19 protein-coding genes are annotated in these 24,308 nt (G+C 73.8%); 13 read left to right on the top strand and 6 right to left on the bottom strand.

Features of this window, described 5'->3' with window-relative positions:
- Positions 1-13: 13 nt before the first annotated feature.
- Positions 14-241: an RNA-binding S4 domain-containing protein gene (locus AOM01_RS08305; protein WP_062291716.1), complete on the top strand. Its 228-nt coding sequence runs from the start codon at positions 14-16 to the stop codon at positions 239-241.
- 73 nt (positions 242-314) lie between these two features.
- On the opposite strand, the gene AOM01_RS08300 is transcribed toward AOM01_RS08305, so the two are convergent.
- Both AOM01_RS08300 and AOM01_RS08295 read right to left on the bottom strand, forming a co-directional pair.
- Positions 315-1,955, bottom strand: coding sequence for a DEAD/DEAH box helicase (locus AOM01_RS08300; protein WP_082110098.1), 1,641 nt, complete (start codon positions 1,953-1,955; stop codon positions 315-317).
- A 206-nt stretch (positions 1,956-2,161) separates the two neighbouring features.
- Entirely contained in the window at positions 2,162-2,806 is a 645-nt protein-coding gene (locus tag AOM01_RS08295; protein WP_062291711.1) for a TetR/AcrR family transcriptional regulator, read from the bottom strand.
- A 282-nt stretch (positions 2,807-3,088) separates the two neighbouring features.
- On the opposite strand from AOM01_RS08295, the gene AOM01_RS08290 reads away from it, so the two are divergent.
- The 6 genes from AOM01_RS08290 to AOM01_RS08265 all read left to right on the top strand — a co-directional run bounded on the left by AOM01_RS08290 (position 3,089) and on the right by AOM01_RS08265 (position 11,122).
- The gene (locus AOM01_RS08290) at positions 3,089-5,569 is read left to right on the top strand and encodes a beta-glucosidase family protein (RefSeq protein WP_228374258.1); all 2,481 of its coding nucleotides are present in this window, start codon (positions 3,089-3,091) and stop codon (positions 5,567-5,569) included.
- A gap of 91 nt (positions 5,570-5,660) precedes the next feature.
- The gene (locus AOM01_RS08285) at positions 5,661-7,343 is read left to right on the top strand and encodes an ABC transporter substrate-binding protein (protein WP_062291708.1); all 1,683 of its coding nucleotides are present in this window, start codon (positions 5,661-5,663) and stop codon (positions 7,341-7,343) included.
- 88 nt (positions 7,344-7,431) lie between these two features.
- Positions 7,432-8,307: an ABC transporter ATP-binding protein gene (locus tag AOM01_RS08280; RefSeq protein ID WP_062291705.1), complete on the top strand. Its 876-nt coding sequence runs from the start codon at positions 7,432-7,434 to the stop codon at positions 8,305-8,307.
- Complete coding sequence (locus AOM01_RS08275; protein ID WP_062291701.1) at positions 8,304-9,113, top strand: ABC transporter ATP-binding protein; 810 nt, start codon at positions 8,304-8,306, stop codon at positions 9,111-9,113. Before AOM01_RS08280 ends, AOM01_RS08275 begins: the two co-directional genes overlap by 4 nt.
- Before the next feature lies 1 nt (position 9,114).
- Positions 9,115-10,098: an ABC transporter permease gene (locus AOM01_RS08270; RefSeq protein ID WP_062291699.1), complete on the top strand. Its 984-nt coding sequence runs from the start codon at positions 9,115-9,117 to the stop codon at positions 10,096-10,098.
- Between the two features lies 1 nt (position 10,099).
- Positions 10,100-11,122: an ABC transporter permease gene (locus AOM01_RS08265; RefSeq protein ID WP_062291697.1), complete on the top strand. Its 1,023-nt coding sequence runs from the start codon at positions 10,100-10,102 to the stop codon at positions 11,120-11,122.
- A gap of 97 nt (positions 11,123-11,219) precedes the next feature.
- Here AOM01_RS08265 and AOM01_RS08260 read toward each other — a convergent pair whose 3' ends face one another.
- Positions 11,220-11,438 (bottom strand): DUF3107 domain-containing protein, encoded by a 219-nt coding sequence (locus AOM01_RS08260; protein ID WP_062291888.1) that lies wholly within the window; start codon positions 11,436-11,438, stop codon positions 11,220-11,222.
- A 50-nt stretch (positions 11,439-11,488) separates the two neighbouring features.
- Between AOM01_RS08260 and AOM01_RS08255 the strand changes: the two genes are divergently transcribed.
- From AOM01_RS08255 to AOM01_RS08245, 3 genes are read left to right on the top strand one after another with little or no spacing between them, the layout of a single operon-like run.
- Positions 11,489-12,382: a DUF3152 domain-containing protein gene (locus tag AOM01_RS08255; protein WP_169746537.1), complete on the top strand. Its 894-nt coding sequence runs from the start codon at positions 11,489-11,491 to the stop codon at positions 12,380-12,382.
- Positions 12,383-12,418: 36 nt separating this feature from the next.
- Positions 12,419-15,589 carry a UrvD/REP family ATP-dependent DNA helicase gene (locus AOM01_RS08250; protein WP_062291691.1) on the top strand — a complete coding sequence of 1,057 codons (3,171 nt, stop codon included), beginning with the start codon at positions 12,419-12,421 and terminating at the stop codon, positions 15,587-15,589.
- The gene (locus AOM01_RS08245; RefSeq protein ID WP_156155900.1) at positions 15,586-18,843 is read left to right on the top strand and encodes an ATP-dependent helicase; all 3,258 of its coding nucleotides are present in this window, start codon (positions 15,586-15,588) and stop codon (positions 18,841-18,843) included. The genes AOM01_RS08250 and AOM01_RS08245 overlap by 4 nt, the downstream gene beginning before the upstream one ends.
- Before the next feature lie 6 nt (positions 18,844-18,849).
- On the opposite strand, the gene AOM01_RS08240 is transcribed toward AOM01_RS08245, so the two are convergent.
- Positions 18,850-19,779 (bottom strand): phosphotransferase, encoded by a 930-nt coding sequence (locus AOM01_RS08240; protein WP_062291685.1) that lies wholly within the window; start codon positions 19,777-19,779, stop codon positions 18,850-18,852.
- A 104-nt stretch (positions 19,780-19,883) separates the two neighbouring features.
- On the opposite strand from AOM01_RS08240, the gene nudC reads away from it, so the two are divergent.
- The 3 genes from nudC (at position 19,884) to AOM01_RS08225 (ending at position 23,305) form a co-directional block, all read left to right on the top strand.
- Positions 19,884-20,810: an NAD(+) diphosphatase gene (gene nudC / locus AOM01_RS08235; RefSeq protein WP_062291683.1), complete on the top strand. Its 927-nt coding sequence runs from the start codon at positions 19,884-19,886 to the stop codon at positions 20,808-20,810.
- Positions 20,811-20,857: 47 nt separating this feature from the next.
- A complete protein-coding gene (locus tag AOM01_RS08230) occupies positions 20,858-21,256 on the top strand; it encodes a hypothetical protein (RefSeq protein ID WP_062291681.1) in 399 nt (132 codons plus the stop codon).
- 66 nt (positions 21,257-21,322) lie between these two features.
- On the top strand, positions 21,323-23,305 hold the full coding sequence (locus AOM01_RS08225) for an ATP-dependent helicase (RefSeq protein WP_062291884.1): 1,983 nt from the start codon (positions 21,323-21,325) through the stop codon (positions 23,303-23,305).
- Position 23,306: 1 nt separating this feature from the next.
- Here AOM01_RS08225 and AOM01_RS08220 read toward each other — a convergent pair whose 3' ends face one another.
- Both AOM01_RS08220 and AOM01_RS14600 read right to left on the bottom strand, forming a co-directional pair.
- The gene (locus AOM01_RS08220; protein WP_062291678.1) at positions 23,307-23,969 is read right to left on the bottom strand and encodes a hypothetical protein; all 663 of its coding nucleotides are present in this window, start codon (positions 23,967-23,969) and stop codon (positions 23,307-23,309) included.
- Positions 23,970-24,096: 127 nt separating this feature from the next.
- Positions 24,097-24,255, bottom strand: a complete 159-nt coding sequence (locus tag AOM01_RS14600) for a DUF5679 domain-containing protein (RefSeq protein ID WP_169746536.1) — start codon at positions 24,253-24,255, stop codon at positions 24,097-24,099.
- Between the last annotated feature and the right edge of the window lie 53 nt (positions 24,256-24,308).

The following is a 24,308-nucleotide window of genomic DNA, read 5'->3' as shown; positions in this document are numbered from 1 at the left end:
CTATCATGCGGGCATGGCCTCACGCGCTCCGCTCCACGACGTCCCGATCGCCGGCGACATGATCCGGCTCGGTCAGTTCCTCCAGCTCGCGGGCCTGGTCGACACCGGGGGCGAGGCCAAGGAGGTCATCGCGGACGGTCTGGTCACCGTGAACGGCGAGGTCGACGTGCGCCGCGGACGTCAGCTGCACGAGGGCGACGTCGTCGAGCTCGACGGACGCGCGGCACGCGTCGCCAGCTGACGGCGCCTCACCCGCAGACGGCGGAAGGGGCGGGATCCGTGATGGATCCCGCCCCTTCCATGACTGCTGACCGCTACTCGCCGGCCGGCTGCGCCTGCGGCGCGCCCTCACCGGCGCCGCCGCCCGCGCCACCGGAGCGGCGACGGCGGCGGTTGCGGCTGCGACGCGGCTTCGCCTCGCCGCCCTCGGTCGGGGCGGACTCGCCCGCGGGACGCTCGGCGCGCGGCTCGCGCGGCTGCGACGAGCCCTCGCCCGAGCCCTCGCCGGAGCCCGAGCGGCGACGGTTGCGCCCGCCGCGCGAGCGGCCCTCGCCCGAGCCCGAGCGCTCGCCCGAGCCGGAGCGCGAACCGCCGCGGCCGCCGTCGCGCGAGCCACCCGAGCGGCCGGAACCGCCGGTGTGCTTGCCGGTCTCGCCCAGGTCCTCGAGCGTCTCCGCCTCGAGGCCCTCGCGGGTGCGCTTGTCGCGCGGCAGGCGGCCCTTGGTGCCCTCGGGGATGTCGAGGTCCTCGAACAGGTGCGGCGACGTGGAGTACGTCTCCTGCGGCTCGGGGTAGCCCAGGTCGAGCGACTTGTCGATGAGCGACCAGCGCGGGATGTCGTCCCAGTCCACGAAGGTCACGGCGGTGCCGGTCTTGCCCGCGCGGCCCGTGCGGCCGATGCGGTGGAGGTACGTCTTCTCGTCCTCGGGGCACTGGTAGTTGACCACGTGGGTGACGTCCTCGACGTCGATGCCGCGGGCGGCGACGTCGGTCGCGACCAGGATGTCGATCTTGCCGGTGCGGAACGCGCGCAGCGCCTGCTCGCGGGCGCCCTGGCCCAGGTCGCCGTGGATCGCGCCGGCGGCGAAGCCGCGCTCGCGCAGCTCGTCCGAGACCTTCGCGGCGGTGCGCTTGGTGCGCGCGAACACCACGGTGAGGCCGCGGCCGTTGGCCTGCATCATGCGCGCGAGGACCTCGACCTTGTCGAGCGCGTGCGCCCGGTAGACCACCTGCTTGATGGCCTTGACGGTGGCGCCGTCGTCGTCGGGGTCCGCGGCGCGGATGTGCGTGGGCTGGGTCATGTAGCGGCGCGCGAGCGCGACCACGGCGCCCGGCATGGTGGCCGAGAACAGCATGGTGTGGCGCGACGCCGGGGTCGCGGCGAGCAGCTTCTCGACGTCGGGCAGGAAGCCCAGGTCGAGCATCTCGTCGGCCTCGTCGAGCACCACGGTCTTGATGAAGCGCAGGTCCAGGTGGCCCTGGTTGAGCAGGTCGATCATGCGGCCGGGGGTGCCGACGATCACGTCCGCGCCCTTCTGGAGGGCCTCGATCTGCGGCTCGTACGCGCGACCGCCGTAGATCTGCACGATCCGCACGGCGCGCTTGCGAGACGCGGCCTCGAGGTCGGTGGCCACCTGGACCGCGAGCTCGCGGGTGGGGGCGACGATGAGCGCCTGGGGCTTGCCCTGCGCGTCGCCGAGGGCCTCGTACGCCTCCTCGCCGGGAGCCGCGGTGCGCTGGAGCGCGGGGATGCCGAAGCCGAGGGTCTTGCCGGTGCCGGTCTTCGCCTGGCCGATGATGTCGTGGCCGGCGAGCGCGACCGGGAGGGTCATCGCCTGGATGGGGAACGGGGTGGTGATGCCCTTGTCGGCGAGCGCCTCGACGATGCGGTGGTCGACCGCGTAGTCGGCGAACGTCTTGTCGGGCGTCTGCACGCTGGCGTGCGTCTCTGTCATGGTGCTCCGATGAATTCGGGGGCGCGCGAGGCGCCTGTGGCGGGCAGCCGATCGCGAATCATCCTCTTCGGCGGCGCATCGCTGTCTTCAGCGGTACCGCGTTTCACATGACGACCGGTCAGCCCCGGGTCAGGACACAGTGTACCGGGATGCCGTATCCCGGCGGTAGGGAGGGACGATGCGCGCGTCGCCGCCCGCGCCCGCGGTCAGGGGAGATCGTCCCCGAGCGGGGACGGGCGGGGGTCGAGGACGGCGGTGACGATCGCGTCGATCGCGAAGCGGGACGCCTCCGCGAGCGCGACGTTGTCGCGGTCGAGCAGCCACTGCACCTGGAGGCCGTCCATGACCGCCAGCACGGACGCGGAGGCGCGTGCGACGGTGTCGGGGGAGTCGATGCCGCGCTCCGCACACATCTCGCGCAGCGCGTCGGCGACCTCTCCGCGCAGGGTCGTGTACCGCTCCTCGAAGTAGGCGCGGCCGGGGTTGCCGTCCGTCACGGACTCCGCGGACAGCACGGCGTACGCCTGCACGATGCCGGGCCGCTCCTCGTTGGCGAACGCGGTGCGCACCAGGTGGCGGAACAGCTCGGTGCCACCGGGGATGTGCTGCTCGTCGAGCCCCTCGACGTCGGACTCGTCGCGGTAGCGCAGCACCTCGACCAGCAGCCTGTCCTTGGAGCCGAAGTGGTGGAGGATCCCGGCGTGGGTCATCTCGACCTGCTCGGCGATCTCCGCGAGCGGGCCGTTGTTGTAGCCCTTCTGGCCGAAGATCTCGAGCGCGGCCTGCAGGATCTCGCGACGGCGTGCGGCCGTCTCCGGCCGGGGACCGGATCGCCGTCGTGTGGTCGCCATGCTCACCCTCGCTCCGCTTCATCGCCTGCACCAGCGCGGATGGCCGCGCACGCGACCTGCGGCGGTCGCGGGGCCGGGCCGTCGTCGCGGTCTGCGCCCCACTCTACGCAGGTGCCGTGGAGGGTATCGCGCACCGCCGCAGGTCACGGAACGGCAACACTTCGCCGCGCCGGTTTGAAATTGTTACTGACAGCATTGTAAGTTCTAGCGCCAGAGGCCCCCACCGCGGGGCCGGCGCCCTCTCGAGGGTGCGAGTCCGCTCGATGATGAGGAGCTCCACCGGTGACAACGCCGTCGCTGACCGCCCCCGAGGCGTTCGCCACTCTCGCCGACTGCCGTGCGGCGGCGCGCGCGCTTCCCCTCGCGGACAAGGTGCGCCTCCTCACCGGCCGCTCGATGTGGCACCTCCACGCGCTGCCCGGGATCGGCCTGCGACCCGTGACCTTCTCGGACGGGCCCGTCGGGGTCCGCGGGCTCGGTGAGGTCGAGGGGGCGACCTCGATCCTGTTCCCCACGCCCAGCGCCGTCGCGGCCACCTGGGACGTCGCGCTCGCGTTCGAGGTGGGCCAGGCCTTCGGGCGCGAGGCGCGTGATCACGGCGTCGACGTGGTGCTGGCACCGCAGGTCAACCTCCAGCGCACCCCGGTGGGCGGGCGGCACTTCGAATGCTTCTCCGAGGACCCGTTCCTCACCTCCGCGATCGGCGTGTCCGTGGCCTCCGGGATCCAGGACCAGGGCGTGGGCGCGTGCATGAAGCACTACCTCGCCAACGACTCCGAGACCGAGCGCACCACGTACGTCTCGCGCGTCGGGATGCAGGCCCTGCGCGAGGTCTACCTCGCGCCGTTCGAGGACGCGGTCCGCGCCGGCGTCTGGTCGGTGATGGCCGCGTACAACGGCGCCGACGACGGCATCGAGGCCGCGCCCATGACCGAGCACCGCCACCTGGTGGTCGACATCCTCAAGGACGAGCTGGGCTTCGACGGCGTCGTGGTCTCCGACTGGGAGGCCACACGCACCGCGACCGCCGCCGCGAACGGAGGGCTCGACCTCGTCATGCCGGGGCCCGGCGGCCCCTGGGCCGAGCGCCTCCTCGCCGCCGTCGAGGCCGGCCGCGTGAGCGAGCGCGAGATCGACGACAAGGTCGCGCGCCTCCTCCTGCTCGCCCACCGCGTGGGCGCGCTCGGCGCGGAGCCCGCCCCGGTGACCCACGCGGCCGACCTCCGCGCGCTGGTCCGCCGCGCCGCCGCATCGTCCATGGTGGTGCTCCGACGCGAGGGCGTCGCGCCCTGGGACCGGCCGGCCCCCACGACCATCGCGCTGATCGGTGCCAACGCCGCCCGGCCTCACGTCCTCGGCGGCGGCTCCTCGACCGTCCACCCCGCGCACGTGGCGACCCCCGCCGAAGGTCTCGCCGTGCGCTGGCCCGACGCGCGCATCGTCCTCGAGCGCGGCGGCGACCCGCGCGCCTTCGCGCCGCGCCTCGACGTCGCGGCGCGAGGTGCCGCCACCCTGGTGCAGCGGGACGATGCGGGGATCGAGCTCTCGCGCACCGACGCGAGCTCCTGGGCGGGCTGGGACAAGGACCTCCACCCGCATGCGCGCAGCGCGGAGCTGCGCATCCGGGTGCGCCTCGACGAGCCCGGCGTGCACCGGCTCTCCGTGGGCACCGTGGGAGCCCACCGGATCGTCATCGACGGCGTCGAGGCCTCCGCGAGCGAGGCCGCGGTGGGCGTCGACTGCGTGCTCGACTCCTCGGTGAACAACCCCGCCGGAATCGAGGTCGACGTCGCGGTCGCGGAGGCGCGCGAGATCGAGATCCTCGCGACGCTCGGCGTGATCGACGCGGGCGGCTACGGCCGTTTCGTGCGCGCAGAGCCGCGCCATGCGCTCCCCGGGCCCACCGCGGATCAGGAGATCGAGGCGGCCGTCGAGGCCGCCCGCGCGGCGGACCTCGCGGTCGTGGTGGTCGGCACCAACGAGGAGTCGGAGTCCGAGGGCTGGGACCGCACCACCCTCGCCCTGCCCGGCCGCCAGGACGAGCTGGTCGCACGCGTGCTTGACGTCGCACCCGACGCCGTGATCGTGATCAACGCCGGCGCGCCCGTGCTGCTGCCGTGGCTCGACCGCGCGCGCACCGTCATCTGGGCGTGGTTCCCCGGGCAGGAGGCGGGCCACGCGCTCGCCGACGTGCTCGCCGGGGCCGTCGAGCCGGCCGGTCGGCTCCCGTGGACCCTCCCCGCGTCCGCCGACGACGTGCCCGTGCCCCACGCGGTCCCGGACGCGGGGAGCCTCTCCTACGACGACGGCGTGCACGTGGGGTACCGCGGCTGGGAGCGCTCGGGCGCGACGCCCGCCGCGCCGTTCGGCCATGGCCTCGGGTGGACGGGCTGGCGCTACGACGACGTCGCCGCGGCGCCCGCCCCCGACGGCGGCGTCGAGGTCGACGTGGCGGTCACCAACACCGGCGACCGTGAGGGTCGCGAGGTGATCCAGGTGTACGTCGAGGCCCCGGCGGGAGCGCACGAGCGCCCCGTGCGGTGGCTCGGCGGATTCGTGGCCGTGCACGCACGGCCCGGCGAGACCGTCCGTGCGCGCGTCCCCGTCGCGCGCCGGCGTCTCGAGGTGTGGGATGCGGAGGCGGCGTCCTGGGCGCTGCCCAACGGCGAGTACCGTCTCCGCGTCGGGCGCTCCGTGCGCGACCTCAGGCTGGACACCGCGGTCCGGCTCGAGGCGCCCGAACCGGTGAGGAGGGACGGCTAGCACGCGGCTCCCCGCCCCCAGGGCGGACTGACAACGAGGTCAAGCGACCGCCGGCGGCAGGCCGGCGTCACATCACAGAAGGAGAAAGAGGATGAGGAAGTCCTCGCTGGTGGCCCTGTCCGTGGCCACGACCCTCGCGCTCGCGGCGTGCGCCGGCGGCGGAGAGGCCACCGACGACCCGTCCGAGAGCGGCGGCGGCTCGGTCGCCACGCCCGGCGCGCCGCTCACCATCGCCAAGCCCGACGGCGCCATCACGACCGAGTCGAACAACCCGTGGATCGGGGACTCGTCGGCGCTCAAGCTCGGCTACATCAACGCGCTCCTCGAGCCGCTCGCCATCGTCAACCTGGTCGACCCGTCGCAGGACGTGAAGCCGTGGCTCGCGAGCGACATCGCGTGGTCGGACGACTACACCTCCGTCACCCTCACCGCGCGCGACGGCGTCAAGTGGAGCGACGGTGAGGACTTCACCGCCGAGGACATCGCATTCACGTTCCAGCTGTTCATCGACCACCCGGAGCTCGACTCCGCCGCGCTCGGACTCACCTCCGTCGCGACCGAGGGCGACACCGTCACCCTGAGCTTCGCGAACCCCATGTACGTCAAGCAGGACAAGGTGCTGCACAAGCTCATCGTCCCGAAGCACGTGTGGGAGGGCGTCGCCGACCCCACCACCGAGACCAACCTCGAGCCGGTAGGCACCGGCCCGTACACGCTCACGAGCTTCTCCTCGCAGAGCGTGCAGCTGGACGCCCGCACCGACTACTGGGGCGGCGAGCTCGCCGTGCCGACGCTCTACTACGTCTCCTACAACGACAACACGGCGCTGACCACGGCGCTCGCGAGCGGCGACGCGGACTGGGCGCAGGCGTTCATCCCCAACGTCCAGTCGGCGTACCTCGACAAGGACGCCGACCACAACGTCTACTGGGCGCCCGCCGGCCTCGGCATCGACACCATGTACGTCAACACCACCACCAAGCCGTTCGACGACGTGGCGTTCCGCCAGGCCGTCAACATGGTGGTCGACCGCACGCAGCACCAGGCGATCGCGCGCGAGGGCGGCGTGCCGCTGCTCACCTCGGTCACAGGCCTGCCCACCCCGGCCGGCGACCCGTTCATCAACGCCGAGTACCAGGGCAAGGAGTACGCGGTCGACGTCGAGGGCGCCAAGGCCGTCCTCGAGGACGCCGGTTACACGTGGAGCGGCGACCAGCTGGTCGACCCGGACGGCACGGACGTCGAGTTCACCCTCCAGGTGCCGCAGGGCTGGAACGACTACGTCACCGGCATCTCGCTGATCGCCGACGAGGTCAAGGCGCTCGGCGTCGACGCCAAGGTCGACACCCCCGACGTCGACACCTGGTGGGCGGACAAGTCCAACGGCGACTTCCAGGCGATCCTGCACTGGACCGACACGGGCGCGACGCCGTACGACATCTACTCCAACATCATGGACGGCCGCTGGCTCATGCCGGTGGGCGAGGCCGCGAACAACAACTTCGGGCGCTACGACAACCCCGAGGCGACGGACGCGCTCAACGCGTACGCCAACGCGACCGACGACGCGGACCGGACCGCGGCCCTCGAGAAGGTCCAGCAGATCTTCGTCGAGGATGTCCCGGCGATGCCGATCGGCACCCGCCCGTTCATCAGCGAGTTCAACACCCGCAACTACGTCGGCTGGCCCTCGGACGAGGACCCGTACGTCAACGCCGACCCGACGCAGCCGACCTCGGTGCTCATCCTCACGAGCCTCGAGCCCGCGAGCTGACCCACCCGGACGGACCGGCGGGGCCGGGGCGATCGCCCCGGCCCCGCCGGCACCACCCGCTTCACCCGCATCATCCGAGGAGCCACCCTTGACCTCCGACACCCTGCTGACCGTCTCCGGGTTCAGCGTCACCTACGACGTCGACCCGCCGGTCGAGGCCGTCCGCGACGTCTCGCTCGAGCTGCGCCGCGGCGAGATCCTCGGGCTCGCCGGCGAGTCCGGCTGCGGCAAGACCACGCTCGCGTACGGCATCCAGCGGCTCCTCAAGCCGCCGGCCGTCATCACCGGCGGGCACACCGTGTTCCACGACGAGTCCGGCAGCGACGTCGACATCAACGCGCTCACGCCCGAGCAGCTGCGCGCGTTCCGGTGGGACAAGGTGTCGATGGTGTTCCAGGGCGCGATGAACGCGCTCAACCCGGTGACACGGATCGGCGACCAGCTCGAGGACGTCTTCACCACGCACCGCCCCTCCATGGGCAAGGCGGAGCGCCGCGACGAGTGCGCGCGGCTGCTCGACATCGTCGGAGTGGGCCGCGACCGGGTCAAGAGCTACCCGCACGAGCTCTCCGGAGGGATGCGCCAGCGCGTGATGATCGCCATGGCGATGGCGCTGCGGCCCCAGCTCATGATCATGGACGAGCCGACCACCGCGCTCGACGTCCTGGTCCAGCGGGGGATCCTCCGCCAGATCTCCGAGCTGCGTGAGGAGCTGGGCTTCTCCGTCATCTTCATCACTCACGACCTGCCGCTGCTGCTCGAGATCTCCGACCGGATCGCGGTGATGAAGGACGGCCGGATCGTCGAGATCGACACGGCCGAGCGGATCTACCGCGACGCGCAGCACGAGTACACCCGCCGCCTGCTGTCCTCGTTCCCCAGCCTCACCGGGGACCGCGGCGGCTTCGTGCGCGGGGACGATGCGCGGGTCGCCTCGGGCGCCCGGAAGGAGGTCGCGCGATGACCACGCTCGAGTTCAGGAACGTCACCAAGCGGTACAAGGTGCGCGGCGCGGGCGACATGCTCGCGCTCGACGACGTGAGCTTCTCGCTCGAGTCGGGCCAGACCATCGCGCTCGTCGGGCAGTCGGGCTCCGGCAAGTCGACCATCGCGAAGATCCTCACCCAGCTGGAGCGGGCGACCACGGGGGAGGTGCTGCTCGACGGCAAGCCGATCCCGCATCGTGGCCCCGGCCTGCGCCGCTACCGCCAGCGCGTGCGCATGGTCTTCCAGGATCCGTTCGCCTCGCTCAACCCGTACCACACCATCCGTCACCACCTCGAGCGGCCGCTGCGGCTCGACAAGGTGGTCCCCAAGGACCAGGTCGAGTCCGAGGTGATGGCGCTGCTCGAGCGCGTGCGGCTCGACCCCTCCGCGACCGTCGACCGGCGCCCCCACGAGCTGTCGGGAGGCCAGCGGCAACGCGTCGCGATCGCCCGCGCGCTCGCGTCGCGCCCCGAGCTGCTGATCGCGGACGAGCCCGTGTCGATGCTCGACGTCTCCATCCGGCTCGGCGTCCTCAACCTGCTCGCCGACCTGCAGCGCGAGTCGAACCTGGGCGTCCTCTACATCACGCACGACCTCGCGACCGCCCGGCACTTCTCCGACCGGATCATGGTGCTCCACCACGGCGTGGTGGTGGAGCGCGGGGACGCCGACGGCGTGATCCTCGATCCCCAGCACGAGTACACCCGCGCGCTGCGCGACGCGTCCCCGGACCCGGACCGGCACTTCGCCGGGCCCGCCGGCACCGCGAGCCTGAGGAGCTGACGTGAGATTCATCCTGCGCCGCATGGCGTTCTACCTGTTCACCGCGTGGGCGGCGATCACCATCAACTTCTTCCTGCCACGGCTGATGAAGGGCGACCCGATCTCCGCGTACCTCGCGCGCAACCAGGGCAAGGTCAGTCCGGAGTCGATCGAGTCGCTCACCACGCTGTTCGGGCTCGACTCCGACAAGTCGATGCTCCAGCAGTACCTCGACTATTGGGGCCTGCTGTTCTCCGGCGACCTGGGCGTGTCCATCTCGAACGGTCTCGCGCCGGTGTCCGCGGTGATCGCGTCCGCGCTGCCGTGGACCCTGGGCCTGGTGGGCATCGCGACCGTGCTGAGCTTCCTCATCGGCACGTCGCTCGGTTCCGTGATCGGCTGGAGGCGCGGCTCGCGCGCCGACTGGGCGGTCCCGTTCGCGACGTTCTTCTCGACCGTGCCGTACTTCTGGATGGGGCTCATCGTCATCGCGGTGTTCTCCACCACGCTCGGCTGGTTCCCCGCGTCGCATGCCTACGACAAGGGATCGCAGCCCGAGTGGTCGTGGGACTTCATCGGCCAGGTCATCGCGCACGGCACGCTCCCGGCGCTCACCATCGTGGTCGCGTCGCTCGGCGGCTGGGTGCTCGGCATGCGCAACATGATGATCACCGTGCTCGACGAGGACTACGTCACCGTCGCGCAGGCCAAGGGCCTGCGCCAGCGCCGCGTCCTCACGCACTACGCGTCGCGCAACGCGGTGCTGCCGCAGCTGTCGAGCTTCGCGCTCGCGCTCGGCTTCATCGTGGGCGGCACGCTCGTCATGGAGCTCGTGTTCTCCTACCCCGGCGTGGGCAAGCTGCTGCTCGACGCCACGAGCGCCAAGGACTACCCGCTGATGCAGGGCCTGTTCCTGGTGATCACCCTCGCCGTGCTCGTCGCCAACATCCTCGCCGACGTGGCGTACGCGGCCCTCGACCCGCGCACGCGCCAGATGGAGTCCTGACATGTCGCTCACCACCGCACCCGCGACCGCCCCGACCGACGACGCCAGCGCCACCGAGCCGCAACGGCCACGCCGGGCCCCGCGCATCGGGCAGTCCTTCGCGATGTTCCGCAACGGCAAGTCCCTCGCGGGCCTCGCGATCCTGGGCGTCTTCGTGGTCGTCGCCGTGCTCGCACCGCTGATCGCGCCGTACGACCCGCTCGAGAAGGACTTCATGGCGCTGCGCCAGCCGCCGTCCGCCGCGCACTGGCTGGGCACCACCCACATGGGCGAGGACGTGTTCAGCCAGATCGTCTACGGCACCCGCGGCGTGCTGGTCGTCGGCTTCCTCGCGGGCGTCCTCGCCACGCTCGTCGCCGTGATCGTCGGAGTCGTGGCCGGCTACGTCGCCGGCTGGCGATCCGAGTCGCTGTCCGCGCTCACCAACGTGTTCCTGGTGATCCCCGGCCTCCCGCTCATCATCATCGTGGCCTCGCAGTACGAGGACCCGCCGCTCATGCTCATCGCGGGGGTGCTCGCGATCACCGGCTGGGCGTGGGGTGCCCGGGTGCTGCGCGCGCAGACGATGTCGCTGCGCAACAGGGACTTCGTTCAGGCCGCCAAGGCCAACGGCGAGAAGCTGTGGCGCATCATCGCCGTCGAGATGCTGCCCAACCTCACCGCGATCATCGCGTCCAGCTTCGTGGGCACCGTCACCGCCGCGGTGCTGGGGCTCACCACGCTCGCGTTCATCGGCGTCATCCCCATCACCAACCTCAACTGGGGCACGATCCTGTTCTGGGCGCAGCAGAACGGCGCCTTCCCCGACTACTGGTGGTGGTACATCCCGGCCGGCCTGTGCATCGCGCTGCTGGGCATGGCGCTGTCGCTCGTGAACTTCGGCATCGACGAGTACGTCAACCCCCGCCTGCGGTCCGCCGGCGAGCGGGCGCGCGCCGCACGCAGGAAGGGCCTCCAGGTCGACGGCGGCGTCACCGAGGTGCGGACCGTCTCCGGGACGGGGGACGATGCGCGGGCCGGGTGACCGGCGCATCGTCCCGTCGCGCGCCGCGCCAGCGGCGCCCCGGACGCGCGAGAGGCCCCGGGGAACGCATCGTCCCCGGGGCCTCTCGCGACTACCGTTACGCGCCGAAGCCGACGCGGCGCTTGGTCTCCTCGCCGATGTCGACGTAGCCGAGCGAGGCGCCCGGGACCACCACGCGGCGCCCCTTGGCGTCCGTGAGGTCGAGCGTGCCGCCGCCCATCGCCGCGGCCACGGCCGCCGCGACCGCGTCGGCCGTCATGTCGGTGTCGATCGCGATCTCTCGCGAGACGTTCTGCACGCCGATCCTGATCTCCACGGTCGCCTCCAATGCGCGTGTTGCCCGATGTCTGCCCTTATCCTAGGGCGATGACTCGGCGGTCCGGAGGCCTGTTCGCGGGCAGGGGAATCGCCCTTCCCGGCATCCTCGTGACCGTCGCCACCTTCGTCGCGTGCTTCGCGCTGGGCATCGGAGCCGGGTGGGTGACGGGCCAGGTACCCGGCTGGTACCGCGCGTGGAGCGCCGACTCGGAGGCCACCGCGTCCGCGTCGCCGAGCGAGTCGTCGGCACCCGATGTGACGCTCCCCGCGCTCGAGCCCATCACCCGCGGGCTCGACGACGCCGATGCCGCGGCCGGCGTGGTCACCACCGACATCGCCGAGGCCGGGGCCGGCACCTTCTCCACCGCGTCGGACGCCGCGGGCGCCTCAGCGTCGCCCGACGCCGCGGACGGCCCGACCCGCTCGGTCCGCGTCGACGTCGAGGACGGCGTGAGCATCGACCCGGAGGCCCTGGTCTCCTTCGTCATGACCACGCTCAACGACAACCGGGGGTGGGGCTCGGCGGGACGCCTGCAGTTCGTGCTGACCGACGGCGCGGCGGACGTCACCGTGGTGGTCGCCTCGCCGGCGACCGTCGCCGCGCGCTGCCCCGACGCCCACGCGGGGACGGACGCGGCGGAGGCGGGTGACGCCGCGAGAGATGCGTCCCCCAGCCCGGATGCGTCCGCCGCGGTGCCGTGCGTGGCGCAGGGCATCGTCCCGGTGTCGATCTACGACTGGACCGCGGGCCTCGACCGTTACGGCGACAAGCGCGGCGCCTCGCGCGCGTACCTGCTCAATCACGGTGTGGGCCACGTGCTCGGCGAGCCCACGGCGACGTGCTCCTCGGGGCGCGCCGAGGTGATGGTGGATCAGACGGACATGCCCAAGGCCTGCTCCGTCAACGCGTGGCCGTTCCCCGACGCCAAGAAGTCCGCCTGAGCCTCCCGTGTCGGACCCTTCTGGTGGGATGAGCGCATGACCGACCTGCGCCTCCTCCCGGCGGCCGCGCCGGCGCCGCTACCGCCGCTGGACGCGGCGCAGTCGGCCGCGCTCGAGCGGGCCCTCGCGCCGCGGGGTCCGGGCGACGCCGGACACCTGGTCGTGGTCGGCGCGCCGGGCTCGGGCAAGACCGCGCTCGCCGCGGCGCTCGCGCTCGAAGCGTCGCGCCGGGGCACCGATCCCGACCGGCTGCTGGTGATCGCGGCCACCCGCGAGGGGGCTGCGCGGCTGCGTGACCGGGTCTCGCTCGGGCTCGACAGGCCCGTGGGCGCGCCGGTGGTGCGCACCGCGGCCTCCGCGGCGCACGCGATCCTCACCGCCCACGCGACCGCGCTCGGCGAGCCGCCGCCCGTGCTGGTCACGGGAGCCGAGCAGGACCAGATCCTGCGCGAGCTGCTCGAGGGCCATCGCGCGGGGCTCGGCGTCGCGCCCGACTGGGGAGGCTCCGTGCCGCCGGAGGCGACCGGGCTGCCGGGCTTCCGTGCGGAGCTGCGCGACCTGCTCATGCGCGCGAGCGAGGCCGGGCTGACGCCGGGAGATCTCGCCGCTCTCGGCGACTCCGCCGGGCGTCCCGAGTGGCGCGCCGCGGCGGCCGTCATGGAGGAGTACGACGCGATCCTGGGCTGGCGTTCCGTCACCCCGGACCAGGGTGCGCGATTCGACCCCGCCGTCGTGGTCGCGCAGGCCGCGGACGTGCTCGCCGGCTGGGACGCGCCGGGGGACCGGCCCGGTTGGACGCTCGTCGTGGTCGACGACGCCCAGGATCTCACCCAGGCCGGCATCGAGCTGCTGCGGGCGCTCGCCGGCGCGGGTGCGCGCGTGGTGCTGCTGGGCAACGCGGACCAGGCGGTGCAGGGCTATCGCGGCGCGGTGCCGGCGGTGCTCGCGAACGCGACCGCGGCGCCCGCGGCCGGAGGGTTCGGCGCCACGGTGATGCGGCTCGGCGGCGGGCACCGGCAGGCGGGGGCGCTCGCGGCCGTCGCCGCCGCAGCCGTGAGCCGGATCGGCACCTCGGGGATCGGATCCGCGCGTGTCCCGGTCGCCGCGGCTGCCGGGCACCCGGGCGTGGACATCCTGGTGGCCGCCCACCGCCACGCCCACTCGCGCGCGATCGGCCAGGCGCTGCGGCGCGCCCGTCACGGGCTCGACGGCCCCGAGGTTCCCTGGGGGGAGATGGTGGTGATCGCGCGGTCGAGCGCGCGCCTGCGCGAGATCCGGGCGGACCTCGCGGCGTCCGACATCCCTTGCGAGACGCTCGGCGACGGCACGGCGCTCCACGCGGAACCCGCGGTCGCGCCGCTGCTCACCCTCATGCGTCGCGCCGCCGCGAACGCTCGCGGCGAGGACGCGCCATGGGAGGAGGCCGAGGCCGTCGAGCTGCTCGGCTCGCGGATCGTCGGCATCGACCCGGTGGCGATGCGGCGCCTGCGGCGCGCGCTCGTGAAGGAGGAGCGGCGGGGTGGGGGAGCCCGCGGGTCCGCGGAGCTGCTCGTGGAGGCGATCGAGGCGCCCGAGCGCTGGGTCACGCTCGGCATCCCCGAGGCGCGGCTCGCGGCACGCGCCTCACGGGCGCTGGCCGCCGGCACCGCCGCCGCCGCGGACGAGGGCACCGCGGCGACCGTCGCGTGGGCCGTGTGGGATGCGCTCGGCGTCGCGGACGACTGGCGCGCGGCCGCGCTCGCCGGGTCCGCGCGCGACGACGCCGACCTGGACGCCGTGATCGCGCTGATGCGCGCCGCGGCCGTCTACGTCGAGCGCATGCCGTCGGCGTCCGTCGGGTCGTTCGTGGAGCATCTCGAGGGCCAGGACTTCGCCGCGGACACCCTGGGCGCGACGGCGCGGGTCGAGGACGCCGTCGCGTTCTGCACGCCCGCATCCGCGGCGGGCCGCGAGTGGGAGCTCGCGGTGGTCGCGGGGCTCGAGGAGGGGGCGTGGCCGGATACGCGCCTGCGCGACGCTGTGCTGGGCGCGCACCAGCTCGCGGAGATCATCGCCGGCCGCGCCGAGGCCGTGCCGCTCGAGCCTCGTGCTCGTGCCGCCTGGGCGCGCGCCGCCCGCCGCGCCGTCGTGGATGACGAGACGCGCGCCTTCGCCGTGGCCGTGTCGCGTGCGCGTACGCGGCTGGTGCTCACGTGCGTCGACGGCGAGGACGAGAGGCCGTCCCGGTTCCTGGCCTGGGCGGCCGCGGCCGCGGGCGTCGAGGCGGTGCGCGCGGACGCGACGCCACGCGTGACGGACCTGAGGTCTGCGGTGGCCGCGGTGCGCGCCGGAGCGGTCGAGGCCCAGGGGGCGGGACGGGTCGCGCACGTCGAGCTGCTCGCGAGGCTCGCCGCGATGGGCGTCGCCGGCGCGGACCCCGAGGACTGGCACGGAGTTCCCGCACCCTCGTCCGACGTCGCGATGTGGGAGGACGAGGCGCCGGTGCGCGTGTCGCCCTCGCGGCTGGAGGCGCTCGAGACCTGCCCGCTGCGCTGGGCGCTCGAGACCGCCGGCGGCAGTGCCGCGGCCTCCGAGAAGCAGAGCCTCGGCACCCTGGTGCACGAGGTCGCCGCGGCGTTCCCCCGCGGCACCCATGCCGAGCTCGCCGCCGCGCTCGAGGAGCGCTGGCCCGCGATCGCGGGCACGGACACCTGGCCCGACCGCGTCCTCAAGGACCGCGCGGACGCCATGATCCGTCGCCTCGCCGGATACGTCGCCGCCGTGCGGGCGGGTGAGGTGCGCGTCGAGCAGCCGTTCTCCGTGCAGATCGGCCGCGCCGTGGTCGCGGGCAGCGCGGACAGGGTCGAGGTGACCGACGGCGCCGCGCGAATCGTCGATCTCAAGACGGGCCAGGCGGTCTCCGCAAGGGACGCCGAGGAGCACGCGCAGCTCGCGATGTACCAGCTCGCCGCCGACCATGGCGGGTTCACCGGGGTCGAGCAGGCCGACGGCGCCGCACTGGTGTTCGTCGGCGGCGCGACCCAGGGCGCGAGCGAGCGCGCCCAGCCGGCGATCGACGTGGAGCGCGAGACCGCTCGCCTCGCCGACGCCGTCGACACCATGGCGCAGGCGACGTTCACCGCCATCACCAACGACCGCTGCCCGTCGTGCCCTGTGCGACGGTCGTGCCCGGCGTGGCCCAGCGGAAGGCAGGTGACGGACGGATGAGCGGGACGGTGCTGCCCGACGAGGGGCTGGTGCGCGGAGAGGCACGCGCGGCACGCGAGCTCGTCGAGCTCGTGACGGGCCGGCCACCCACGCCCGAGCAGGAGGACGTCATCGGCGCCGGCCTCGACCCCATGCTGGTGGTCGCCGGCGCGGGCTCCGGCAAGACGGAGACGCTGTCGCTGCGCATCGTCCACCTCCTCGACCACGCCGAGGAGCTGTTCGGGACGGCCATCAGCCCCGACGAGATCCTCTGCCTCACCTTCACCCGCAAGGCCGCCGCGGAGATCGCCGAACGCGCCGAGTCACGCATCGCCGCCGCGTTCGGCGAGGACCCGGCGCGTCCGCCCGCCTCGGTGTCGACCTACAACGCGTACTCGGCGCAGCTGGTCGCCGAGCACGGGCTGCGGCTCGGCATCGACCCGGACGCCACCACGCTCACCGCGGCCGCGCTGTGGCAGCTCGCCTCGGACGTGGTCACCTCCTGGACGGCGCCGCTCGACACCGACGCCGCCGTCAGCACCGTCACCGCCTCCATCTCGCGCCTCTCCGGACAGCTGCGCGACCACGACGTCGCGCCCGAGGCGCTGCGCGACTGGGCACGGCAGGCGCTGACCGCCCTCGAGGAGCTCCCCAAGAACGTCGGCGACCGCGCTCCCGGCCCGCTCACCACGCGCACCGGCACCCCCAACGACCACGCGAAGCGCCTCGCGAAGCTGCGCACGCTCATCGCGGTGTCCGGCCTGGTCGAGGAGTTCCAGCGCCGCAAGCGCGACGCTTCCCAGCTCGACTTCGCGGACCAGGTCGCCTTCGCGGCGGAGCTGTCGCGGCTCGAGACGGTGCAGGCCGTCGAGCGAGGCCGCTACCGTGCCGTCCTGCTCGACGAGTTCCAGGATACGTCGCCCGGCCAGCTCCGGCTGTTCGCGCGGCTGTTCGGCGCCGACCACCACGTCATGGCGGTCGGCGACCCGAACCAGGCGATCTACGGCTTCCGAGGCGCCTCGGAGAGCGCGCTGCCCATGTTCGTCGACGAGTTCGCGCACGGGCGCGACGTCGCGCAGCGCAGCCTGTCCGTCTCGTGGCGCAACGAGGGATCGGTGCTGGCGGTCGCCAACGCGGCCGCCGCCCCGCTGCGCGAGGCCTCCCGCGTGGATGTGCGCCCGCTGCGCTCGCGCGCCGCGTTCCTGGGCGAGGAGGAGCCGCGCCGCCGCGCGCCCGGCGTCGACAGCCTCGTCACCGAGGACCACGTGCAGGAGGCCGATGCCGTGGTCGCCTTCCTCGCGGACCGTCGTGCGGAGCTGCGGACCGGACCCGAGCTGCCGACCGCCGCGATCCTGTGCCGCAGGCGGGCCCAGTTCGCCGCGATGGTCGAGGCGCTCGTGCGTGCCGGTGTCGACTACGAGGTGGTGGGGCTCGGCGGCCTCGTCGACACCCCGGAGGTGTCGGATCTGGTGGCGCTGCTCGAGATCGCGCACGACCCGTCGCGCGGGGACTCGGCGATGCGCCTGCTCACCTCCGAGCGGGTCGCGCTCGGCATCCGCGACCTCGCGGCGCTGCAGGACTGGTCGCGCGAGCTCGCGGGACCCCGCGAGGCGCGCGACTCGGAGCCGAGCCTCGTCGACGCCCTCGCCACCCCGCCGCCCGCGGGCTGGACCTCCCGCGAGGGCCGGTCGCTCGGCGCCGTGGCCCACGCGCGCATCGTCCGCCTCCAGCGCGCCGTCGACTCCATCCGCACCCGCACCTACCTCTCGCTGCCGGAGCTCATCCTCGCCGCCGAGCGCGCCTGGGGTCTCGACATCGAGGCCGCCGTCGCGCGTCCCGACGGCCGGGCGGCGCGCAACGTCGACGCGTTCGTCGACGCCGCGCGGCAGTTCGCCGCGGGCGCGGAGCGCGCGACCCTCGGCGCGTTCCTCGCGTGGCTCGAGGCGGCGCGCAGCGAGGAGGGCGGTCTCGAGCTCCCGGTCAAGGAGCCCGAGCCCGGCGCGGTGCAGGTGCTCACCGTGCACGCCGCGAAGGGGCTCGAGTGGGACGTCGTCGCCGTGCCCGGGCTGGTCGACGGCCACTTCCCGTCGGTCGGCGAGCCGTCCTCGCGGCGCCCGTACTACACGGACGCGGGATGGCGAGGGCGCAACCTCGAGCTGCCCTACGAGCTGCGCCTCGACCACGCCGACCTGCCGCGCTGGGACTGGCGCGGCGCCGCGGACCACGGCACGCTCGGCGACACGCTCGAGGACTTCGAGAAGGCGTGCGGGCTCCATCGCGTCGCCGAGGAGCGCCGCCTGTTCTACGTCGCCGTGACCCGCGCGCGTTCGCACGTGCTGCTGTCGGCCTCGTGGCGGGTCGGCGGCGCGACCGTGCGGACGCCGTCGTGCTACCTGCGGGAGCTGGTCGAGGCCGGCATGCTCACGGACGCCTCCTGGGCGCCGCGCCCCGAGGACGGCTCCGCCGTCGAGGTCGTTCCCGTCACCGCGACCTGGCCGCCCGCGCCCAGCGATGCGCAGCTCGCGCGGCGCGAGCTCGCGGTCGAGGTGCGCGCGGCCATGGTGGCCGGCGTGGAGGCGGGCGAGGACCCTGCCGCGGCACGGTGGGAACGGCTCCCGCTCGGACGCGAGATCGCCGCGATGCTCGAGGAGCGGCGCGCGCGCGAGACCGGAGTCGGCGACGTCGCGCTGCCCGCACACCTGTCGACCTCCGGCCTGGTGTCGCTGCGCCGCGACCGCGACGCGTTCACCGCGCAGCTGCGCCGGCCGCTGCCCGCCGCGCCCACCCCCGCCGCGCGCCGCGGAAGCCTGCTGCACGCGTGGATCGAGGCGCAGTACGGCCATGTGCCGCTGCTGTCGCTCGATGACCTGGGGCCGGGTGAGGACGAGACCGACCTCGAGGCCCTCAAGGACGCGTTCGCGCGGTCCGAGTGGGCCGGCCGCGTGCCCAGCCACATCGAGGTCGACGTCGAGCTCCCGCTCGCGGGTGTCACCATCCGCTCCCGCATCGACGCCGTGTTCCCCGCGGGCGCCGGTCTCGACCGTGTCACCGTGGTCGACTGGAAGTCCGGCTCCGCGCCGCGAGGAGCGGAGGAGCGGGCGGCACGCGAGGTGCAGCTGGCGGTGTACCGCCTCGCGTGGGCGGAGTGGACGGGCGTGCCGCTCGACGCCGTCGACGCGGCGTTCCACTACGTCCGCGACGACGCGACGGTGCGACCCGAGCGGCTGCTGGGCCGCGAGGAGATCGAGGCGCTGCTCGCGCCGACGATCCGGTGAGGAGGGCTACTCCTCCTCCTCGTCGAACAGCATCGCCTCGAGGTCGGCGAGCATGCCCTCGCCATCGGCGACCACGTCCGGGTTGTCGGTCCGCACCCCGTACATGAGCCAGCGCATCAGCGCCATCTCGGACGCGAGGCGCGCGCGATCCAGCAGGTGCGGGTCCCGCATCTCGCGGCGGCGGCCGTGGTAGGCCTCGACCACCGAGTCGAGCACGTCGTCGGGGGCCGCGGCGACCAGCCACGCGAGGTCGTCGGCCGGGTCGGCGACGCGGGCGTCCATCCAATCCACGATGCCGGACACGGAGCCGTCCGCGACGTACACCTGGTGCTCGCCCATGTCGCCGTGCACCACAGTCGGGTCGAACCTCCACCACGACACGTTCTCGAGCTGGTGCTCCCACCGGTCGGCGAGACGCGGCGGCACCTTGCCGGTCTGGATGCCGGCATCGAGCTCCGCGAGGCGGCGCGCGCGGTACTCCTCGGCGGAGTACGCGGGCAGCCCCTGGTCCTCGATCACGGTGACCGGGAGCTCGTGCACCTCGGCCAGCGCGCGGCCCACGGTGGCGGCGAGGCCGGGGCCCGGGTGCAGCGCCGCCAGCATGAGCGGGGCGCCGGGCACCTCGGTGTAGACGATCGCGCGCCCCGTGTCGTCCGGCAGCTCCGCCGCGCCCACGGGATGCGGCACCTCGAAGGACACGATCCCGGCCTCCTTGGCCCGCCCGAGCGCGCCCAGCAGACCCTTCTCGGCCTCGAGAGCGGCACCGGCGGCTGCGCGCTTGGGGGCGCGGACGATCCAGCGCTTGCCGGTCGCGTCCTTCACCACCACGACCTCGAAGTCCGCGTCGGTGTGCGGGCTGCGCAGCACGTCGTAGACGTCGAGCCCGGGCACGGCGACGGACGCCAGGGCGGCGAGCGCGAGCGGAGAACGAGGCACAGGCTCACCGTAGGGCCAAGCCGGGGCGGGCGCCACGCTCCACGCCGCGCGGGCCAGGCATGATGCCTGACGCCGCCGGGTCGTGACGGCGGTACGGTGACCGGGTGAGGAATCCTTGGCCGCTCGACCACCCCAGCCGCGTCGATCGGGCCGCCGAGCGTCGCGCGACCACCGACCTCGCCGCGTGCGACGCGATCGTGGTGCGCGACGGACGCGTGCTCGTCGCGGACGGCCGCGTCCTCGAGCTGCGCCCGGACGCCCAGCCGCCCGCCGCGCTCCGCATCTACCTGGGTCGCGACGAGGGTCGCGACCTGGTCGCGCTCGTGCCGGAGGACCCCGCGTTCGGCATGGACCCGGACGGGATCGGCGGGGACCGCATGCGCGGCCTGCGCGACCTGCTCGCGGGCTTCTGGGATCGTGGCGCGGAGGGCGAGCGCGAGCACGAGCTCGCCACCACCGCCGTCGCCATCGCGACCTGGCACGCGAACCATCCGCGCTGCGCGCTGTGCGGCGAGCCGACCGTCCCGACCCAAGGCGGCTGGGTGCGCCGCTGCGAGCGGGACGACCGCGAGCACTACCCGCGCACCGACCCCGCGATGATCGTCGCGATCACCGACCCCGAGGACCGGCTGCTGCTCGCCCACGCCACGCCGTGGTCGCCCCGCCGCTTCTCCCACCTCGCCGGGTACGTCGAGCCCGGCGAGACGCTCGAGCAGGCCGTCCACCGTGAGGTCGCCGAGGAGGCCGGGCTCACGCTGACCGGGCTCGAGTACCTCGGCTCCCAGCCCTGGCCCTTCCCGGCGTCGGTGATGGTCGCGTTCCGCGCCCGCACCGAGGACCCGGACGCGATGCGGCTCGACATGGACGAGATCTCCGAGGCGCGGTTCGTCGCCCGCGAGGGCCTGGGCGAGCTCATCGCCTCGGGCGAGGTGATCCTCGCGCCCAAGGGCTCGGTCGCGCGTCGCATGCTCGAGGACTGGTTCGGCGGCGCGCTGCCGGAGCGTCGTCCCGACGCGACCATCGACGTCTGACCGTTCCGCCGCTACCCTCGCGCCAAGACCCGCGCGAGAGGAGAGCCATGATCGAGCTCGGCTCCTTCGCGCAGACCGTCGGGCTGGTCACCGGACCCATGCGCTCGACCCTCGAGGACCGCGGCTACCGGGTCGCCGGCGTGACGAACGGCTCGTCGAGCCACATCCTCCACCTGTTCCTCGAGAACGACGTCCTGGGCTTCTGCGTCACGTGGGACTGGTCGGAGGCACGATGCGCGGCCTACCCCGCGTCCCAGCGTGCCGAGTGGTGGCGCTGGGCGATCGGGCCGGCGTGCCTCGCCCGCTGGCGCGGCGAGCCGCTACCCACGGACGAGGGTTCCGCCGAGGCGGTCGCGCTGATGCTCGAACGCGTGCGGGAGCTCGAGGGGCTGGCGCGCGACGAGGGCCGCTGGCTCGACGTGCGCCGCGGCCGCCTGCCGCGTTGAAGGCGACCCCCGCATCGTCCACAGGCCCGTGCCCGGCTGTCGGCCGTCCCTGACACAATGGCCGCGATGTCAGCAGACCAGATCCTCGACGCCCTCGACCCCGAGCAGCGGGAGGTCGCCACAGCCCTCCACGGGCCCGTCGCGGTGCTCGCCGGCGCGGGCACGGGCAAGACGCGGGCGATCACGCACCGCATCGCCTACGGGGTGCGCGTCAACGCCTACAACCCGCAGTCCGTCCTTGCCGTCACGTTCACGGCGCGCGCCGCGGGGGAGATGCGGACGCGCCTGCGCGGTCTCGGCGTCACCGGCGTGCAGGCGCGCACGTTCCACGCCGCGGCGCTGCGTCAGCTGTCGTACTTCTGGCCCGAGGTGGTGGGCGGCCAGATCCCGGGCCTCGTGGAGCAGAAGGCGCCGCTGGTGGGACGTGCGGCGCGCGAGGCGGGCTTGAGCCCCGACCGGCTGACGGTGCGTGACCTCGCCTCCGAGATCGAGTGGGCGAAGGTGTCGCTGGTCGCCGCGGACGAGTACGCCGCCAAGATCGCGCGGCTGGGACGGCCGTCGCCGGCGAACCTGCCCGCGAGCCAGGTCGCGGACGTCATGCGCGCGTACGAGGACGCGAAGACCAACGCCGTGGTGCTCGACTTCGAGGACATCCTGCTGCTGCTCGCGGACATGATCGGCCGTCACGTCGAGGTGGGCGACCAGATCCGCCGGCAGTACCGGCACTTCGTGGTCGACGAGTATCAGGACGTGTCGCCGCTGCAGCAGTTCCTGCTCGAGCAGTGGCTGGGGGGCCGGCGCGAGCTGTGCGTGGTGGGAGACCCCGCGCAGACCATCTACTCGTTCGCGGGGGCGAGCCCGCAGCACCTGCTGCAGTTCACGCGCACGTACCCGGACGCGACGCAGGTGCGCCTGGTGCGCGACTACCGCTCGACGCCCCAGGTGGTGCGGCTCGCCAACGAGCTCATGCGCAGGCGCGGCTCCGCGGGCGTGGGCGTCGAGCTCGTCGCGCAGCGTCCCTCGGGGCCCGCGCCCGACTACCGTGCGTACGACGACGACGAGTCGGAGGCGCAGGGCGTGGCCGCGCAGGTCGAACGGCTCATCGCGACGGGCGTGCCCGCCCGCGAGATCGCGGTGCTGTACCGCGTCAACAGCCAGTCGGAGGCCGTCGAGGAGGCCCTCGCCGAGCGTGGCATCGGCTACCTGGTGCGCGGCGGGCGACGGTTCTTCGACCGCGACGAGGTGCGCCGCGCGATCGTGCTCCTGCGCGGCGCCGCGGTGGCGTCCGATGAACGCCCGCTGGGCGAGCGGGTGCGCGACGCGCTCGGCGAGCTGGGCTGGGCCGAGGAGCCGCCGGCGGCGCGCGGCGCGGTGCGCGAGCGGTGGGACGCGCTGCAGGCGCTCGTCAACCTGGCGGACGACCTCGCGACCGACACGGGCGGCGCGGCGACCATGCGCGACCTCGTCGACCACCTCGCCGAGCGCGCGCAGGCGCAGCACGCGCCCGCGGTCGAGGGGGTGACCCTCACGTCCATGCACGCCGCGAAGGGTCTCGAGTGGGACGCGGTGTTCATCGTCGGCTGCTCCGAGGGTCTGCTGCCCATCACCCACGCGGAGACCGACGAGCAGCTGGAGGAGGAGCGACGCCTGCTGTACGTCTCGATCACGCGAGCACGCGAGCACCTCGCGTTGAGCTTCGCGCGGTCGCGCAAGGCGGGCGGCAAGGGCACCCGGAAGCGGACCCGCTTCCTCGAGCAGCAGTGGCCGGACGCCCGGCCCGCCCGCGTCCAGCGCCAGTCGACGTCCGCGAAGCTCGCCGATCTGGGTCCGGAGGCGCTGCGGCTGTTCGACTCGCTCAAGCGGTGGCGGCTCGCGGTCGCGCAGGAGACCTCGAAGCCGGCGTTCACCGTGCTGGTCGACGCGTCCCTGGTGGAGATCGCGCGCGACCGCCCGGGGACGCTGGGCGAGCTGGCCCGCGTGAGCGGCGTGGGCGCCTCGAAGCTCGACAAGTACGGCGTGCAGATCCTGGAGATCGTCGCCGAGCATTGAGTCACGCCGCGCCGCACCCGCAGGCGGGGTGCGGCGGGACCGCGGTGCGCCGCGGCAGCCCATGCTCGATCCGCCACGGACGTGCGGGTCGGTTCTCGAGCAGGGCGGCCAGCGACGCGACGGCCAAGCCGCCCGCGACAGTCGCCGTGAGCGGATCGGCCTGCTCGGTGAGCGCCTCGCACTGGCGCGCCAGCACGGGCCAGGCCGGATCGCGGTCCGTGCGCAGCAGGGCGTGGCAACGCAGGCATGCGCCGGCGCCGGCGCGGACCGGGAGGATGCTCACGCCGGACTCGTCCGCGAGGGCCGCGACGTGCGGCCCGTCCAGGAGCAGGCGGTGGGCGAGCGCGGGAGCCACGGAGCCGTACGCGGCGACGATCGACCCGTCGACACGTCGCGCGGTGTCGAGGTGGATGCGTGTCCCCGGCGCGATCCGGGCGAGCAGCCGCGCGACCGGTGCCGCGGGCGCCTCCCGCGACCCCGCCAGGCTCACCGCGTCCGCGCCCCCGCGCGCAGCGGCCTCAGCCGCCGCGACCCCGACCGGCCCCAGGCCGTGCACCCGCACGTGGTGACCCGCCAGCGTCCTGCGGCGCGCGCGGCGTGCGATGCCCACCTGGTCCGCGCCGTCGCCGCGCCACAGCACCGGAGGGGAGGGTGCATCGTCCATCGGTCCACGGTGCCATCCGGGCGTCGGGACGGTGCGGTTGTCCACAGGGCGGGCCCGTCACCGTCCCGGAGACGTGCGAAGGGCCGGCCCCCAGCGGGGACCGGCCCTTCGACGAGCTCTGCTGGCTTCAGGCCTTGCCGAGGATGCGGTTCAGCTTGGTGCCGCACACGGGGCAGGTGGCCTTCGCCATGCGGCGACCGTTCTCCGAGACGACGACGTCGCCCTCGGTCTCGCGCTTCTCCTTGCACTTCACGCAGTAGAACTCGCCCGAGTACTTGTCAGCCATGCGGCTCTCCTTCTTCTCTGTGGCGCGGCGGTACGCGCCGCACGTCTACGGGC

The organism is Demequina phytophila (genome assembly GCF_000971135.1).
GTDB classification, from domain to species: Bacteria; Actinomycetota; Actinomycetes; order Actinomycetales; family Demequinaceae; genus Demequina; species Demequina phytophila.
Note: the sequence above shows the minus strand (reverse complement) of the source record. Positions and strands in the feature narration are given on the sequence as shown.

Excerpts from the sequence above, each read along its gene's own strand:
- AOM01_RS08305 (WP_062291716.1), top strand. The coding sequence starts at position 14 with ATGGCCTCACGCGCTCCGCTCCACGACGTCCCGATCGCCGGCGACATG.
- AOM01_RS08300 (WP_082110098.1), bottom strand. The coding sequence starts at position 1,955 with ATGACAGAGACGCACGCCAGCGTGCAGACGCCCGACAAGACGTTCGCC.
- AOM01_RS08295 (WP_062291711.1), bottom strand. The coding sequence starts at position 2,806 with ATGGCGACCACACGACGGCGATCCGGTCCCCGGCCGGAGACGGCCGCA.
- AOM01_RS08285 (WP_062291708.1), top strand. The coding sequence starts at position 5,661 with ATGAGGAAGTCCTCGCTGGTGGCCCTGTCCGTGGCCACGACCCTCGCG.
- AOM01_RS08275 (WP_062291701.1), top strand. The coding sequence starts at position 8,304 with ATGACCACGCTCGAGTTCAGGAACGTCACCAAGCGGTACAAGGTGCGC.
- AOM01_RS08265 (WP_062291697.1), top strand. The coding sequence starts at position 10,100 with ATGTCGCTCACCACCGCACCCGCGACCGCCCCGACCGACGACGCCAGC.
- AOM01_RS08255 (WP_169746537.1), top strand. The coding sequence starts at position 11,489 with ATGACTCGGCGGTCCGGAGGCCTGTTCGCGGGCAGGGGAATCGCCCTT.
- AOM01_RS08250 (WP_062291691.1), top strand. The coding sequence starts at position 12,419 with ATGACCGACCTGCGCCTCCTCCCGGCGGCCGCGCCGGCGCCGCTACCG.
- AOM01_RS08245 (WP_156155900.1), top strand. The coding sequence starts at position 15,586 with ATGAGCGGGACGGTGCTGCCCGACGAGGGGCTGGTGCGCGGAGAGGCA.
- AOM01_RS08230 (WP_062291681.1), top strand. The coding sequence starts at position 20,858 with ATGATCGAGCTCGGCTCCTTCGCGCAGACCGTCGGGCTGGTCACCGGA.
- AOM01_RS08225 (WP_062291884.1), top strand. The coding sequence starts at position 21,323 with ATGTCAGCAGACCAGATCCTCGACGCCCTCGACCCCGAGCAGCGGGAG.
- AOM01_RS08220 (WP_062291678.1), bottom strand. The coding sequence starts at position 23,969 with ATGGACGATGCACCCTCCCCTCCGGTGCTGTGGCGCGGCGACGGCGCG.
- AOM01_RS14600 (WP_169746536.1), bottom strand. The coding sequence starts at position 24,255 with ATGGCTGACAAGTACTCGGGCGAGTTCTACTGCGTGAAGTGCAAGGAG.